This window comes from Pseudomonas sp. GW821-FHT09D08 (assembly GCF_059416305.1).
Map to the genome: position 1 here is coordinate 80,610 of NZ_JBWKOX010000003.1, position 16,894 is coordinate 97,503.

At 61.7% G+C, this 16,894-nt stretch carries 11 protein-coding genes; 5 read left to right on the top strand and 6 right to left on the bottom strand.

Features of this window, described 5'->3' with window-relative positions; all coding sequences use genetic code 11:
• Positions 1-41 precede the first annotated feature (41 nt).
• The 4 genes from ligA to AC07OP_RS06525 form a co-directional block, all read right to left on the bottom strand.
• Complete coding sequence (gene ligA / locus AC07OP_RS06510) at positions 42-2,408, bottom strand: NAD-dependent DNA ligase LigA (protein WP_495100632.1); 2,367 nt, start codon at positions 2,406-2,408, stop codon at positions 42-44.
• Between the two features lie 86 nt (positions 2,409-2,494).
• Positions 2,495-3,358, bottom strand: a complete 864-nt coding sequence (zipA, locus tag AC07OP_RS06515) for a cell division protein ZipA (protein ID WP_027603708.1) — start codon at positions 3,356-3,358, stop codon at positions 2,495-2,497.
• Positions 3,359-3,617: 259 nt separating this feature from the next.
• A complete protein-coding gene (gene smc, locus AC07OP_RS06520; protein WP_141155769.1) occupies positions 3,618-7,106 on the bottom strand; it encodes a chromosome segregation protein SMC in 3,489 nt (1,162 codons plus the stop codon).
• A 2-nt stretch (positions 7,107-7,108) separates the two neighbouring features.
• A complete protein-coding gene (locus AC07OP_RS06525; protein WP_027603706.1) occupies positions 7,109-7,768 on the bottom strand; it encodes a GntR family transcriptional regulator in 660 nt (219 codons plus the stop codon).
• Positions 7,769-8,048: 280 nt separating this feature from the next.
• Here AC07OP_RS06525 and xdhA point away from each other — a divergent pair, with 280 nt between their 5' ends.
• Genes xdhA through guaD form a run of 4 tightly spaced genes read left to right on the top strand, consistent with a single transcriptional unit; the run spans position 8,049 to position 14,081 of the window.
• Positions 8,049-9,497: a xanthine dehydrogenase small subunit gene (xdhA, locus tag AC07OP_RS06530; RefSeq protein ID WP_495100631.1), complete on the top strand. Its 1,449-nt coding sequence runs from the start codon at positions 8,049-8,051 to the stop codon at positions 9,495-9,497.
• Complete coding sequence (gene xdhB, locus AC07OP_RS06535) at positions 9,490-11,889, top strand: xanthine dehydrogenase molybdopterin binding subunit (RefSeq protein WP_495100630.1); 2,400 nt, start codon at positions 9,490-9,492, stop codon at positions 11,887-11,889. The genes xdhA and xdhB overlap by 8 nt, the downstream gene beginning before the upstream one ends.
• A 37-nt stretch (positions 11,890-11,926) precedes the next feature.
• On the top strand, positions 11,927-12,769 hold the full coding sequence (gene xdhC, locus AC07OP_RS06540; RefSeq protein ID WP_115488458.1) for a xanthine dehydrogenase accessory protein XdhC: 843 nt from the start codon (positions 11,927-11,929) through the stop codon (positions 12,767-12,769).
• Positions 12,770-12,776: 7 nt separating this feature from the next.
• Positions 12,777-14,081 (top strand): guanine deaminase, encoded by a 1,305-nt coding sequence (guaD, locus tag AC07OP_RS06545; protein ID WP_495100629.1) that lies wholly within the window; start codon positions 12,777-12,779, stop codon positions 14,079-14,081.
• 127 nt (positions 14,082-14,208) lie between these two features.
• On the opposite strand, the gene AC07OP_RS06550 is transcribed toward guaD, so the two are convergent.
• Positions 14,209-14,973, bottom strand: coding sequence for a GntR family transcriptional regulator (locus AC07OP_RS06550; protein WP_003175499.1), 765 nt, complete (start codon positions 14,971-14,973; stop codon positions 14,209-14,211).
• Between the two features lie 245 nt (positions 14,974-15,218).
• Here AC07OP_RS06550 and AC07OP_RS06555 point away from each other — a divergent pair, with 245 nt between their 5' ends.
• Positions 15,219-16,409, top strand: coding sequence for a benzoate/H(+) symporter BenE family transporter (locus AC07OP_RS06555; RefSeq protein WP_141155774.1), 1,191 nt, complete (start codon positions 15,219-15,221; stop codon positions 16,407-16,409).
• A gap of 37 nt (positions 16,410-16,446) precedes the next feature.
• Here the strand turns inward: AC07OP_RS06555 and AC07OP_RS06560 are convergent, their stop codons facing one another.
• Entirely contained in the window at positions 16,447-16,791 is a 345-nt protein-coding gene (locus AC07OP_RS06560; RefSeq protein ID WP_010208515.1) for a YggL family protein, read from the bottom strand.
• Positions 16,792-16,894 lie beyond the last annotated feature (103 nt).

Genomic DNA, 16,894 nt, shown 5'->3' on the forward strand with positions numbered 1-16,894 from the left:
AGTGCGACGATTCGACAAGCCCGCTCACCACCGGCGCCGCGTCAGACCGAAATGTTGTGTTTGGCAAGGAACGCGACAAAGGCCTCTTCGTCCAGCACCTTCAACCCCAGTTCGCTGGCCTTGGCCAACTTGGAGCCGGCACCCGGCCCGGCCACGACGCAATGGGTCTTGGCCGACACGGAACCGGCCACCTTGGCGCCGAGGCTTTCGAGCTTGTCCTTGGCCACGTCGCGACTCATCAGCTCCAGGGAGCCGGTGAGCACCCAGGTATGCCCTGCTTCGGGCAGGCCTTCGACCACCTTCTTCTCGCTCTGCCAGTGCATGCCGAAGTCCTTGAGCTGCTGCTCGATGGCCAGGGCATGGCTGGCGTTTTCCGGGTTATCGAAAAACTCGCGCACGGCCTTGGCCTGCTTCTCCGGCAGCGCCTGGCGCATGTCGAGCCAGTCTGCCTTGATCACACCTTCCAGGCTGCCGAACTTGTCCGCAAGTTTCTGCGCGGCGCCGGGGCCGACGGAGGGTACGTGCAGCTTGTCGAGGAAGCCGCCCAAGGTGGTACTGGCGGCAAACTCGGCGCTCAGCTCGCCCTGATCCTGCAATTGCAGGCCGCATTCATCAGACGACAGCAACGCGCCGATCACTTCCTGGTTGTGGCTGTCTTCGAAGAAGCTGTGGATCTCATGGGCCACTTCCAGGCCCACATCCGGCAGGTACGTCAAAACTTCCGGCAAGGCCTTCTGCACGCGCCCAAGGGACGCCAGGGAGCGCGCCAGCACCTTGGCCGTCTCTTCGCCCACATCGGGAATGCCCAGGGCGTAGATAAAGCGCGCCAGGGTCGGGGTCTTGCTGTTTTCGATGGCGGTGATCAGCTTCTTGCTGGAAATATCGGCGAAGCCTTCCAGGTCGATGATCTGCTCGTATTTGAGCTTGTAGAGGTCGGCCGGCGAACCGATGAGTTTTTCATCCACCAGTTGCTCGATGGTTTTGTCACCGAGCCCGTCGATGTCCATGGCCCGGCGCGAGACGAAATGGATAATCGCCTGCTTGAGCTGGGCACCACAGGCCAGGCGCCCGACGCAGCGGTACACCGCGCCTTCGCTGACGGTTTCCTTGCCCTTGCTGCGCTTGACCAGTTGCGTGCGCTCCACATGAGAGCCGCACACCGGGCAGCTTTCGGGGATCTGTACCGCGCGGGCGTGTTCCGGGCGGCGCTCGGTGACCACGGAGACGACCTGCGGGATCACATCCCCGGCACGGCGGATGATCACGGTATCGCCGATCATCAAGCCCAGGCGCGCGACTTCATCCATGTTGTGCAGGGTGGCATTGGACACGGTGACGCCCGCGACCTTGACCGGTTTCAAGCGCGCCACCGGCGTCACGGCGCCGGTGCGGCCGACCTGGAACTCCACGTCGAGCAACTCGGTGAGTTCTTCCATGGCCGGGAATTTGTGCGCGATGGCCCAGCGCGGCTCGCGGGCGCGAAAGCCCAGCTCACGCTGTGAGGCAATGCTGTTGACCTTGAACACCACACCGTCGATTTCATAGGGCAGGCTGTTACGTCGCTCGCCGATATCGCGGTAATAGTCCAAGCACTCCTGGATGCCCTTGGCCAGTTTCAACTCATGGCTGATGGGCATGCCCCACTTCTGCAGTTGCTTCAAGTTACCGATATGGGTGTCGCTGATATCCCCGGTCACCTGGCCGATGCCGTAGCAGCAGAACTCCAGCGGACGGCTGGCGGTGATCTTCGAGTCCAGCTGACGCAAGCTGCCCGCCGCCGCATTACGCGGGTTGGCGAAGGTCTTGCCGCCGACTTCCAGTTGCGAGGCGTTGAGCCGCTCGAAACCGGCCTTGGACATGAACACTTCGCCGCGCACTTCCAGGGTCGCCGGCCAGCCGCTGCCGTGCAGTTTCAACGGGATATTGCGCACGGTGCGCACATTGACGCTGATGTCTTCGCCGGTGGTGCCGTCGCCGCGGGTGGCGCCGCGTACCAATTCGCCATCCTGGTAAAGCAGGCTGACCGCGAGGCCATCCAGCTTCGGCTCGCAGCTGTATTCCACCGCCGCGCCACCGCCGAACAGATCACCCACGGGCAGGTCGAGCCCCTCGGTGACCCGGCGATCAAATTCCAGCATGGTGGTTTCATCAAACGCATTGCCCAGGCTGAGCATGGGGATCTCGTGACGCACCTGGGTGAAGGCTGACAATGCCGCACTGCCGACCCGCTGCGTCGGTGAATCACGCGTCACCAGCTCCGGATGCTCGGCCTCCAGGGCCTTGAGCTCGTGGAATAGGCGGTCGTACTCGGCGTCCGGAATGCTCGGCTCATCGAGCACGTGGTAACGGTAGTTGTGCTGATCCAGTTCAGCGCGCAGTTCGAGGATGCGGGTGTGGGCGGCGGTCATGGGTGTTCTCTCATAAAGCAAAAGAGCAGCCGAAGCTGCTCAAATGTTGGTGCGCTTATTCTAATGACAACGCTGGAAACCAATCCTCAGCGTTTCTGTGTCAGGGCGCGACGCTCGAACTCGACGATGCGCTGACGGTAGTGTTCGATGGTCTGGGCGGTCAGGACGCTGCGTTGGTCGTCCTTGAGCTCGCCGTTGAGTTCCTGGGACAGCTTGCGGGCGGCGGCCACCATCACGTCGAACGCTTGTTTCGGGTGACGCGGGCCCGGCAGGCCGAGGAAGAAGCTCACCGCAGGGGTGCTGAACAGGTCGATGTCGTCCAGGTCGAAAGTGCCTGGCTTGACCGCGTTGGCCATGGAGAATAGCACTTCGCCGTTGCCGGCCATGCTTTCGTGGCGGTGGAAAATATCCATCTCGCCAAAGCGCAGGCCGCTTTCGAGGATGTTCTGCAACAGGGCCGGGCCCTTGAAGCCGGCGGCGTCGCGGCAGATCACGCTGATCACCAGCACTTCTTCGGCGGCAGGCTGATCGTTGACGGATTGACGCGGCGCATTCTTGCCGGCGTTTTCATCCGGGAAATCGTCATCACGGCTGCTGAAGCTCGGGCCTTCATCGACATCGAGGTTCAGGTCACCCTGATGGGGTTCGGCAACAGCTGCACTGGCGCGCTTGCCACGCTTGGACGAGGGCTCGCGGGCTTCACGCACCGGTGCACTCATCGACGGCAGGTCATGCTCGTCCAGTTGCGGTTCCTTATGGGTATCCAGCACACGGGGCGGCCCCAGCAGCTCGGCGCTGCCGTCATCGTCGGGCAAGTTGGACAGGTTGCGGTCCAGACGGAATTTGAGCTTGCCCTTGCCACCGCGCATGCGGCGCCAGCCATCAAAAAGAATACCGGCAATGACAATAATGCCGATGACGATCAGCCACTCGCGCAGACCGATTTCCATGTAATCCCGTGCCTCTAATAAAAAATGCTGAAAAATAAGGGGTTTAGCACCGTGCAAACCGCTTTAAAACGTGGCGCCAACTCTATGTTCTGACTGACGTTTTGCCCACGCACACGAAAAATTGACATTAAACTAGCACGACCAAAGATAACTTTACACCGTCTGTCAAAATGCCTTGAACAAATATGTCCATTTGCCACTTTCACCAGGCCGGTAAATCACCTGACATCGCGCTGAAAACTTTCTCTCATGGCCCAACTCAAGATTCCACCATCGCCATCGCTTCTTCCACATCCACCGCGACCAACCGCGAGCAGCCTGGCTCGTGCATTGTCACCCCCATCAACTGATCAGCCATTTCCATGGCGATCTTGTTGTGGGTGATATAGATGAACTGCACCGTCTGGGACATCTCCTTGACCAGTCGCGCATAGCGTCCAACGTTAGCGTCATCCAATGGTGCGTCAACTTCATCGAGCATGCAGAACGGCGCCGGGTTCAACTTGAAGATGGCAAACACCAGGGCCAACGCGGTCAGGGCTTTTTCGCCGCCGGACAACAAATGGATGGTGCTGTTCTTCTTGCCCGGAGGCCGCGCCATGATCGTTACCCCTGTATCGAGTAGATCTTCGCCCGTCAGTTCCAAGTAAGCGCTGCCACCACCGAAAACTTTCGGGAATAACGCCTGTAAACCGCCATTAATCTGATCAAAGGTATCTTTGAAGCGGTTGCGGGTTTCCTTGTCGATCTTGCGGATCACGTTTTCCAGGGTGTCCAGGGCTTCCACCAGGTCGGCGTCCTGGGCATCCAGATAACGTTTGCGCTCGGACTGCTGCTGGTATTCATCGATGGCCGCGAGGTTGATCGCGCCCAGTCGCTGGATACGTGCGGCAATCCGTTCAAGTTCTTCCTCGGCTTCTTTCTCGCTGGCCTGGGCGGTCAAGGTATTGAGCACGCCATGCAAGTCGTAGCCGTCTTCGAGCAATTGGTCTTGCAGGGCCTTGCGGCGCACGGTGAGGGCTTGCCATTCCATGCGCTGTTGTTCGAGCTGGCCGCGAATCAGCTGGGATTGCTGCTCGGCCTGGGTCCGGCGTTTTTCTGCGTCGCGCAGTTCGCGGTCGGCGTCTTCCAGGGCGATCTGCGCGGTCTTGAGTTCTTCGTCGACGGTCATGCGCTTGTCGAGCAACTCTTCAAGCTTGAGGCGCAGCTCTTCCAGCGGCGCTTCGCCCTCCTCCAGGTTGAGGCTCAGTTGCTCGCGTTTTTCGGTGAGGCGTTCGGACTGCATCTCCAGGCGCTCAAGGGCCTGGGCCGTGGACGCGTGCTGGGCCTTGAGCGAACCCAGGCGCACGGCCAACTGATGGGCGTGATCCTTGTGCTGGCGGGCTTCCTGGCGCACGCGGTCGAGGCGTTCGCGCAGGCTGTCACGCTGGGCCAGCAGCAATTCACGCTGCTCGGTGTCCAGGGCCATGCTGTCGAGGGCCTCCTGCAACTGCAGGCGCGCTTCGCCGATCTGTTCGTGTTCGAGGGCGCGCTGTTCGCCCATCTCCGCCACTTCTTCGTCGAGGCGGGTGCGGCGCAGGGTCAGTTGCTCGGCCTTGGCTTTGCTCGCGGAAAGCTGGGCTTTCAATTCGCCTTGCTGGCGCGCTTCGTCCTGCAACAGGCGCCGCAGGTGTTCGCGGCCGGTCTCTTGCTGGCGCTGGGTGGCGCGCAGGGTTTGCAGTTCGGTTTCGAGGCTTTCCAGGGTGGCTTCGCGCTCTTCACGCTCGGCGATCAGGTTGACGATTTCCTGGCCTCGAGCCAGAACACCGCTTTCCGCTTCACTGGCACGGCGCACCCGCAGGAAGTGGCGGCCGACCCAATAACCGTCGCGGCTGATCAGGCTTTCGCCGCCCGCCAGTTGACCGCGCTGGGCCAGGGCCTGTTCCAGGGAGTCCACCGGCTTGACCTGGCCCAGCCACGGCGACAGGTCAATCGCCGCTTCGACCTTGTCCAGCAGGCTGCCCGGCACTCGTGTGCCATCAGCGGCGGGGCTGAGCAAACGCAGATCGCCCTGGGCGAAGCCGGCCAGGTCGAAGCCGCCAAAATCATCCACCAGTACGGCTTGCAGGTCGGCGCCTAGAACAGTCTCTACCGCCAGCTCCCAACCGGCTTCAACTTTCAAGCCTTCGGCCAAGCGCGGACGCTCGGCCAGGTGCTGGTCACGCAGCCATTCGGCGGTGCCGGTGCCTGGGTCCAACGCCGCTTGCTGCAAGGCTTCAAGGGACGCCAGGCGGCCGTTAAGCCGCTGCAAATCACCCTGGGCCTGCTGCTGGGCCTGGGTCGCCTGTTGCAGTTGCTGGCGCAATTGCTCCAGGCGCTCCACTTGCTGTTCTTCGCTGGCTTCCAGCTCTTCCAGCGTCATTTCGCTTTCGGCCAGTTGCTCGCTGAGTTCCATGATCGCCGCGTCTTCCGGGTCGGCGGCAAGCAGCACGCGCTCTTCCTGCAGGCGACGCTGGCGCTCGGCCAGGCGTTCCATGCTGGTTTCCAGTTGCTGGATGCGCGACTGCTGCACCTCGGCCTGGCGCCGCGGTTCGGCGGATTGCAGGTTGAAGGCGTCCCACTGCTCCTGCCAGCCGTGCATGGTGGTTTCGGATTCTTCCAGCGCAGCGGCGGCCTCTTCGGCGGCGGCGTTGGTGATGTCCTGCTCGGGGGTGAGCATGTCCAGCTCTTCGCCCAACGTCAGCAGCAAGGTGCGGTCGTGGCCCAAATGGGATTCGGTTTCCAGGCGCGCGCGTTCGGCTTCCTTCAAGTCATCCTGCAACTGACGCAGGCGCTGCTGGCCGTGCTGGATGCTTTGCTCGACCCGGGCGATATCACCGCCCACCGAATAGAAGCGGCCCTGCACCAGATTGAAGCGTTCGGACAGGTCATGGTGCCCGTCGCGCAGGCGCTCGATGGCGGCGTCGGCATTGCGCTGCTCGGCCACCAGCGCTTCAAAGCTGATTTCCTGGGTGCCGATGATCGCTTCGCGCTGGCCGACCTGATCATTCAGCGCCTGCCAGCGCAGGGCCGACAGTTGCGCCTTCAACTGGCGCTCTTCGCCCTTGTATTCCTGATACTTCTCGGCCGCCTGGGCCTGGCGGTGCAGGCGCTCCAACTGGCGCTCCAGCTCTTCGCGCAGGTCAGTGAGGCGGGCGAGGTTTTCATGGGTGCGGCGGATACGGTTTTCGGTCTCGCGGCGGCGCTCCTTGTACTTGGAGATGCCGGCGGCTTCTTCGATAAAGTTGCGCAGGTCTTCGGGCTTGGCTTCGATCAGCTTGGAGATCATGCCCTGTTCGATGATCGAATAGCTGCGCGGGCCCAGGCCGGTACCGAGGAAGATGTCGGTAATGTCCCGGCGTCGGCACTTGGTGCCGTTGAGGAAGTAACTGTTCTGGCTGTCGCGCGTCACTTTGCGGCGTATCGAGATTTCCGCGTAGGCCGCGTACTCGCCGATCAGGGTGCCGTCGGAGTTGTCGAACACCAGCTCGATGCTGGCCTGGCTCACCGGTTTGCGGCTGGTGGAGCCGTTGAAGATGACGTCGGTCATCGACTCGCCACGCAGGTTTTTTGCCGAGCTCTCGCCCATCACCCAGCGTACGGCGTCGATGATGTTCGACTTGCCGCAGCCATTGGGCCCGACCACTGCCGCCATGTTACTGGGGAAGTTCACCGTGGTCGGGTCGACGAAGGATTTGAACCCCGCCAGTTTGATGCACTTGAGCCGCACGTTTAGGCGTCCGCCAACGCAGCGATGACCAGCGAGCTGCTGCGCTGGCAGTAGGCCGACAGCACCTGGCGGATCTGCTCCAGGTCACGGGCGAGTACGGCGGCGAGCAGTTGCTCGAACAGCGCCAGGTACTCGCTCATGGACGCCTTGCGCTGATCCAGGGCCAGGTAATAGGCACGGTTCATCGCCGGCTGCAGGTTTTCGACGGTTTCCTGCAAATACGGGTTGTTGGCGAAGGGGTACGCGGCGCGCATCACATTGAAGCATTCTTCGACAAAGGCGCGGATGTCCTGGCGCTCGAAATTGCTCACCAGGCGCTGCTGGATCTGGACGAACGGCGCCATGTCGGCCTGGGTCTGCCAGCCCTGGGCGACCGCATTGCCAAGCAGGATATACAGCTCACTCATCAGTGTGCACAGGCTCTGCACCTTGTGCGCCGTGAGCTCGGTCACATGGGCGCCACGGCGCGGCAGGATCGCGATCAGGTGGCGGCGTTCGAGGATCAGTAAAGCTTCACGCACGGAGCCACGGCTGACATTGAGCGCCAGCGTGACTTTCTGTTCCTGGATCCGCTCTCCAGGCTTGAGATCGCCGCGAATGATACGTTCGGCGAGGTGGTGAGCGATTTGCTCGGCGAGACTGTCCGGCGCCTTGAACGTCATGTTTTCCCTTCAAAATCGTCTATCGGTACAAGCGCGGCAGTGTAGCGCATTGGCCCGCTGATGGCGCTACGCCCACCGTGGCGAATTTGGCATGAAATAAGCAACGCTGAACACCCACACGCCCCCAAAAACGCCGGTTTCAGAAGACTGAACCATAATTGAAAGTGTTGTGATCGCATTTTCCTGACCTTCTGGTCAGAAAATCATTGACCGAAAAGTCAGACATGACTAGATTCGGCGCAAAGCGGTTAACAACAATAATGAGTCTGCGAGGCCTTCCGTGATCCAGTTTTTACTTAACCAGGAACTCCATAGCGAGCACGCCCTGGACCCCAACCTGACCGTGCTCAACTATCTGCGCGAGCATGTGGGCAAACCCGGCACCAAGGAAGGCTGCGCCAGCGGCGACTGCGGTGCGTGCACGGTGGTGGTCGGCGAGTTGCACACCGACCCTCAGGGCGTTGAGCAGATCCGTTATCGCAGCCTCAATTCCTGCCTGACATTTGTATCGTCGCTGCACGGCAAGCAACTGATCAGCGTCGAAGACCTCAAGCACCAGGGCCAACTGCACAGCGTGCAACAGGCGATGGTGGAGTGCCACGGTTCGCAATGCGGCTTTTGCACCCCCGGTTTTGTGATGTCGTTGTTCGCCCTGCAAAAGAACAGCGACGCCCCCGACAGCCAGAAGGCCCACGAAGCCCTGGCCGGCAACCTGTGCCGCTGCACCGGCTATCGGCCGATCCTGGCCGCCGCCGAACAGGCCTGCTGCAACAAACCGGCGGACCAGTTCGACAGCCGCCAGGCCGAAACCATCGCCCGCCTCAAAGCCATCGCGCCGACCCAAACCGGTGAACTCAACAGCGGCGACAAACGCTGCCTGGTGCCCCTCACCGTCGCCGACCTGGCCGACCTCTACGACGCCTACCCGCAAGCCCGCCTGCTGGCCGGCGGCACCGACCTGGCGCTGGAAGTCACCCAGTTTCACCGCACCCTGCCGGTGATGATCTATGTCGGCAATATTGAAGAGATGAAACGCATCGAGGACTTCGACGACCGCCTGGAAATCGGCGCCGCCACTGCCCTCTCCGACTGCTACACCGCGCTGCACCACGAATACCCGGATTTCGGCGACCTGCTACACCGCTTCGCCTCCCTGCAAATCCGCAACCAGGGCACCCTCGGCGGCAATATCGGCAACGCCTCGCCGATTGGCGATTCTCCGCCGCTGTTGATCGCCCTGGGGGCGCAGATCGTGCTGTGCAAAGGCGACGTGCGCCGCACCCTGGCGCTGGAGGACTATTTCATCGACTACCGCGTGACGGCGCGCCAGGACAGCGAGTTCATCGAAAAAATCATCGTCCCCAAGGGCCATGCGCTGTTCCGTGCCTACAAGGTTTCCAAGCGCCTGGACGACGATATTTCCGCCGTGTGTGCGGCCTTCAACCTGAAGATCGACAACGGTGTGATCAGTGATGCCCGCGTCGCGTTCGGCGGCATGGCCGCCACGCCAAAACGCGCGAAAAACTGCGAAGCCGTGTTGGTCGGCGCCACCTGGAACGCCGCCACCGTCGAGAAAGCCTGCGCCGCCCTGGCCGAGGATTTCACCCCGCTGTCGGACTTCCGCGCCAGCAAGGAATACCGTCTGCTCAGCGCCCGGAACCTGCTGCGCAAATACTTCATCGAACTGCAAACGCCGCACATCGAGACTCGGGTGACCGCTTATGTCTAACCATCACGCCGTGGAAAAAACCCAGGCCGAACTGGCCGCGCTGTTTGCCCAGGACCTGACCTCCGGGGTCGGCCGCAGCGTCAAGCATGACAGCGCCGCCAAGCACGTGTCCGGTGAAGCGCAGTACATCGATGACCGCCTGGAATTCCCCAACCAGTTGCACCTGTATGCACGCATGTCCGACCGCGCCCACGCCCGGATCATCCGCATCGACACCGCGCCCTGCTACGCCTTCGACGGTGTGCGTATCGTCATCACCCACGAAGACGTGCCGGGCCTGAAAGACATCGGCCCGCTGCTGCCCGGCGACCCCTTGCTGGCCATCGACACGGTGCAGTTCGTCGGCCAGGTGGTTTTGGCCGTGGCCGCCCGCGACCTGGACACCGCACGCAAGGCCGCGATGGCGGCCGTGATCGAATACGAAGACCTGGAGCCCGTGCTGGATGTGGTCGAGGCCTTTCGCAACAAGCACTTCGTGCTCGACAGCCACACCCACCAACGCGGTAATTCGGCCGGCGCGCTGGCGACCGCCAAGCACCGCCTCCAGGGCACCCTGCATATCGGCGGTCAGGAACACTTCTACCTGGAAACCCAGATTTCCTCGGTAATGCCCACCGAAGACGGCGGCATGATCGTCTATTGCTCCACGCAGAACCCCACCGAAGTGCAGAAGCTGGTGGCCGAAGTGCTGGGCGTGTCGATGAACAAGATCGTCGTCGATATGCGCCGCATGGGCGGCGGTTTCGGCGGCAAGGAAACCCAGGCGGCGAGCCCGGCGTGCCTGTGTGCGGTGGTGGCGCGCCTCACCGGCCAGCCGACCAAGATGCGCCTGCCGCGCGTCGAAGACATGCTGATGACCGGCAAGCGCCACCCCTTCTATATCGAATACGACGTGGGCTTCGACGACAGCGGTCGCCTGCATGGGATCAACCTGGAGCTGGCCGGTAACTGCGGCTGCTCGCCGGACCTGTCCAACTCGATCGTCGACCGCGCCATGTTCCACGCCGACAACGCGTATTACCTGGGCGATGCCACGGTGAACGGCCATCGCTGCAAGACCAACACGGCGTCCAATACCGCCTATCGCGGCTTCGGCGGCCCGCAAGGCATGGTCGCCATCGAGGAAGTGATGGACGCCATCGCCCGTCATCTGGCGCTGGACCCGTTGGCGGTGCGCAAGGCCAATTACTACGGCAAGACCGAGCGCAACGTCACCCACTACTACCAGACCGTCGAGCACAACATGCTCGAAGAGATGACCGCCGAACTTGAAGCCAGCAGCCAATACGCCGAGCGCCGCGAAGCGATCCGCCTCTACAACGCCCACAGCCCGATCCTGAAAAAAGGCCTGGCGCTGACCCCGGTGAAATTCGGGATCTCGTTCACGGCGAGCTTCCTGAACCAGGCGGGCGCGCTGATCCATATCTACACCGACGGCAGCATCCACCTGAACCACGGCGGCACCGAGATGGGCCAGGGCTTGAACACCAAGGTCGCGCAAGTGGTGGCCGAAGTGTTCCAGGTGGACATCGACCGCGTGCAGATCACCGCCACCAACACCGACAAGGTGCCCAACACCTCGCCGACCGCCGCGTCCAGCGGTGCGGACCTGAACGGCAAGGCCGCCCAGAACGCCGCCGAAACCATCAAGCAACGCCTGGTGGAATTCGCCGCGCGCAAGTACGACGTGAGCGAAGCGGATGTGGAATTTCATAACGGCCATGTGCGCGTGCGCGAGCAGATCCTGACCTTCGAGGCGTTGATCCAGCAGGCGTATTTCGCCCAGGTCTCGCTGTCGAGCACCGGCTTCTACAAGACCCCGAAAATCTTCTACGACCGTAGCCAGGCCCGCGGTCGGCCGTTCTACTACTTCGCCTTCGGCGCGGCGTGCTGCGAAGTGATCGTCGACACCCTGACCGGCGAATACAAGATGCTGCGCACCGACATCCTCCACGATGTGGGCGCCTCACTGAACCCGGCCATCGACATCGGCCAGGTAGAAGGCGGCTTTATCCAGGGCATGGGCTGGCTGACCATGGAAGAGCTGGTGTGGAACACCAAGGGCAAGCTAGAGACCTGCGGCCCGGCCAGCTACAAGATCCCGGCGGTGGCCGACATGCCTTTGGATTTGCGCGTGAAGCTGGTGGAAAACCGCAAGAACCCGGAAGACACCGTGTTCCATTCCAAGGCCGTGGGTGAGCCACCGTTCATGCTCGGGATTGCCTCGTGGTGCGCGATCAAGGATGCGGTGGCGAGCCTGGCTGATTATCGCCATCAGCCGAAGATCGATGCGCCGGCGACACCGGAGCGGGTGTTGTGGGGGTGTGAGCAGATGCGCAAGTTGCAGGCGGCGACAGCTGTCGAGACTGAAACTGAAATGGCTTCGCTCTAGACCGATGACGGCCTGACAGACACCACAAGAGGTGACTATGAACAACTGGATCAGCGCCCTCGCCGACCTGCAAAACCAGGGTGAACCCTGCGTACTGGTGACCATCATCGAAGAGCTCGGCTCCACGCCGCGCAATGCCGGTTCGAAGATGGTGATCAGTGCCGCGCAGACCTTCGACACCATCGGCGGCGGGCACCTGGAATACAAGGCCATGCAGATCGCCCGCGACATGCTCGTGCGTGGCCAGCAGAACACCCATCTGGAGCGCTTCAGCCTCGGCGCCAGCCTGGGCCAGTGCTGCGGGGGCGTCACCGTGCTGCTGTTCGAACCCATGGGCCAGGTGCAGGCGCAGATCGCGGTATTCGGCGCCGGCCATGTCGGCCGCGCGCTGGTGCCATTGCTGGCGAGCCTGCCGTGCCGGGTGCGCTGGATCGATTCCCGCGAGCAGGAGTTTCCGGAACATATCCCCCAGGGCGTGCGTAAAATCATCAGCGAAGAGCCGGTGGACGAAATTGCCGACCTGCCGGTGGGCAGTTACTGCGTCGTCATGACCCACAATCACGCGCTGGACCTGGAACTGACCGCCGCCCTGCTCAAACGCAATGACTTTGCCTACTTCGGCCTGATCGGTTCGAAGACCAAACGCGTCAAGTTCGAACACCGCTTGCGCGATCGCGGCTTTGACGCCGCGCAGTTGCAACGCATGCGTTGCCCCATGGGCCTCAGCGAGGTGAAGGGCAAGTTGCCGGTGGAGATCGCCATCTCCATCGCCGGCGAAATCATCGCCACCTATAACGCCAATTTCGGCCAGCACACCGCGAGCGCCGAACCCATTGCCAAACTGCTGCCGGTCTCGCGCCGCAGCCAAGCTATCAATTGAGACGACCATGCCTTTGACTCGCAAAGCCTACCGTGCCGCCCTCCTGCACAGCATCGCCGACCCCGCTGAAGTTGGGATCGAAGCCTCCTACGAGTATTTCGAAGACGGCTTGCTGGTGATCGAAAACGGCCGGATCAGCGCCATTGGCCATGCCGGCGACCTGCTGCCGAGCTTGCCTGCCGACATCGACATCACCCATTACCAGGATGCGCTGATCACTCCCGGCCTGATTGACACCCATATCCACCTGCCGCAAACCGGCATGGTCGGCGCGTATGGCGAGCAGTTGCTGGACTGGCTCAACACCTACACCTTCCCGTGCGAAAGCCAGTTCGCCGACAAGGCCCACGCCGAGGAAGTCGCAGATATTTTCATCAAGGAACTGCTGCGCAACGGCACCACCACCGCACTGGTGTTCGGCAGCGTGCATCCGCAGTCGGTGAACGCATTCTTTGAAGCGGCGGAAAAACTCGACCTGCGCATGATCGCCGGCAAGGTGATGATGGACCGCAACGCCCCGGACTACCTTACCGACACCGCCGAATCCGGCTACCAGCAAAGCAAGGCGCTGATCGAACGCTGGCACGGCAAGGGCCGCCTGCACTATGCGGTCACCCCGCGTTTTGCGCCGACCAGCACGCCGGAACAATTGGCGCTCGCAGGACAACTGTTGGGCGAATACCCGGACCTGTACATGCAGACGCACATCAGTGAGAACAAGCAGGAAGTCGAGTGGGTGAAGGCGCTGTTTCCGGAGCGCAACGGCTATCTGGATGTGTACGATCACTACCAGCTGCTGGGCGAGCGCTCGGTGTTTGCCCACGGCGTGCACCTGTGTGATGAGGAATGCGCACGGTTGGCGGAGACGGGGTCGGCGGTGGCGTTCTGTCCGACCTCGAACCTCTTCCTCGGCAGCGGCCTGTTCAACCTGCCGATGGCCGAGAAACACAAGCTGAATGTCGGGCTGGGCACCGATGTGGGTGGTGGCACCAGTTTCTCGCTGCTGCAAACCTTGAACGAAGCCTACAAGGTCATGCAACTGCAGGGTGCGCGGTTGAGCCCCTTCAAGTCGCTATACCTGGCCACCCTGGGCGGTGCGCGGGCGCTGCGCCTGGAAGACAAGATCGGCACGTTGCAGCCGGGCACCGATGCAGACTTCCTGGTGCTGGACTACAACGCCACGCCGCTGCTGAGCTATCGCTTGAAGCAGGCCAATAACATTGCCGAGACGTTGTTCGTGTTGATGACCCTGGGGGATGATCGGACGGTGTTGCAGACCTACGCTGCCGGCCAACTCGTGCACCAACGCTGATCTGCGCCACGACACAAAACAAATGTGGGAGGGGGCTTGCTCCCGATAGCGGTGGATCAGGCACTTAATTCAGTGACTGACACTCTGCCATCGGGAGCAAGCCCCCTCCCACATTTTTTAATCGGGTTTACAGCTTGACTGAAGAACGCCCCGGCTTCTTGGTCTGCAACAGATGCGAGAACACCGCATGCAAATCATCCGACGCACTTTCCTCGTCGAGGTTGAGCTTGCTGTCGATATGATCCATGTGATGCATCATCAAGTTCACCGCCAACGCCGCGTCCCGTGCTTCGATCGCATCGATCAGTTGGGTGTGCTCATCGTAGGAACAGTGCGAGCGGTTGCCGCTTTCGTACTGAGCGATGATCAACGAGGTCTGGGACACCAGGCTGCGCTGGAAGCTGATCAGCGGCGCGTTTTTCGCGGCTTCGGCCAGCTTGAGGTGGAACTCGCCGGAGAGGCGGATGCCCGCTCCGCGATCACCGCGGGAGAAGCTGTCGCGCTCGTCGTTGACCATCTGGCGCAGTTCGGCCAGTTGCTCAGCGGTGGCGTGCTGCACTGCCAGCTCGGTGATCGCTCGCTCTACCAGGCGCCGGGCCAGGAACACCTGGCGTGCTTCTTCCACGCTTGGGCTCGCCACCACCGCGCCACGATTGGGCCGCAGCAACACCACGCCTTCATGGGCCAGGCGCGACAGCGCGCGGCGAATGATAGTGCGGCTGACGCCGAAGATTTCGCCCAGTGCCTCTTCACTCAATTTGGTACCGGGTGCCAGGCGCTGCTCGAGGATCGCCTCGAAGATATGCGCGTAGACGATATCGTCCTGGGTTCCGCTGCGACCGGCCTTGCCGGCTCGCGGTTGTTTCTTGAGAGGTTGCAACTGTTCGTTCATGGGCACTCGGGTAGGGAGAACGGCGGCGAATTAACGGTAATACGGCAACTTTAAGGTAATACGGCAACACGGGGTCGCTGGCAAGTATCACCTAAAAACAGCGCACATTGTACACAACCCACTGCGCCAACACACTGTACGGCTGTTTGCGGTGCCGTCTGTATTGCAATGAGTCGTTACGTTTGAGTTTAGGCTTGAATCTGCGCCGTCACCGGCAAACACCCAGGTAAAAGGAACACCTCTCCATGACCGACGCCACCCAAGCGCCCTTGCGCCCGCTGGCCGACACTTCTGCCTCCGCCGTCGTCGCCGGCTTTATCGCCATGATGACCGGCTATACCAGCTCCCTGGTGCTGATGTTCCAGGCCGGCCAGGCGGCCGGCTTGACCACGGCGCAGATTTCTTCGTGGATCTGGGCGATTTCCATCGGCATGGCGGTCTGCAGCATCGGCCTGTCCCTGCGCTACCGCACGCCGATCACCATTGCCTGGTCCACCCCCGGCGCGGCGCTGTTGATCACCAGCCTGGGCGGTGTGAGTTACGGCGAGGCCATCGGCGCCTACATCACCTGCGCGGTGCTGGTGACGCTCTGCGGGCTCACCGGCAGCTTTGAAAAACTGGTCAAGCGTATCCCTGCGTCGTTGGCGGCCGCCTTGCTGGCGGGGATCCTGTTCAAGATCGGCAGCGAGATTTTCGTCGCCGCGCAGCATCGCACCGGCCTGGTCCTGGGGATGTTTTTCACCTACCTGATCATCAAGCGCCTGTCGCCACGCTACGCGGTGCTGTCCGCCCTGGTGATCGGTACCCTGCTGTCGGGGCTGATGGGCTTGCTGGACTTCAGCGGTTTCCACCTGGAAGTGGCGACGCCGGTATGGACGACGCCGCACTTCTCGCTGGCGGCAACCATCAGCATCGGGATTCCGTTGTTCGTGGTGGCGATGACCTCGCAGAACATGCCCGGCGTCGCCGTACTGCGGGCCGATGGCTATAACGTGCCGGCCTCGCCTCTGATCACCGCCACCGGCCTGGCCTCGCTGGTGCTGGCGCCCTTTGGCTCCCACGGCATCAACCTGGCGGCGATCAGCGCAGCGATCTGCACCGGCCCCCACGCCCATGAAGACCGTAATAAACGCTACACCGCCGCCGTATGGTGCGGGGTGTTCTACGGGATAGCCGGGGTGTTCGGCGCAACACTGGCGGCACTGTTCGCAGCCTTGCCCAAGGAACTGGTGCTGTCGATTGCGGCCTTGGCCTTGTTTGGCTCGATCATCAATGGCTTGAGTATCGCCATGAATGAGCCGAAGGAACGGGAAGCGGCGCTGATCACCTTTATGGTCACCGCGTCAGGCTTGACGTTGTTTTCCATCGGGTCGGCGTTCTGGGGAATTGTGGCGGGGGTATTGACGCTGCTGATTCTGAACTGGCGCAAGGCATAAAAAAACGGCGACCCTCAGGTCGCCGTTTTTTTCAGTATCACTTAGCCGCGTTGATCGGCTTTTCCGGATACCACACGTCCAGCAGCGGGCTGACTTCAGCCTTGGTCAGCTCGGAACGGGTTTTCAGCCAGGCTTCGACGGCAGCGCGCTGCTCTTCGGAGACCGAGCCACGCTTCTGCAGGCAAACCAGACCGTAGTCGTCGCCGCCGACATAGCCCAGGCCGTTGGCTTCCATGGCTTCTTTGATGAATGCTTCGAGGAAAGCGTCGATAGCTTCTTCACTCAGGCCTTCTTTGAAGTCCAGGTTCAGTTCGAAACCCAGCTCTTGAAATTCATCAACGCACAGTTTTTTGCGCAGACGCTGGGAACGGTTAGTCGCCATTGGAACAATCCTCATAAGTAATAACGGGCGGCACTTTAGCAGTTTAAGGCGACGATTGCCCGACTCTCTGGGACGGGCGGCCGTTTGCTGTTAAAAAAACGCC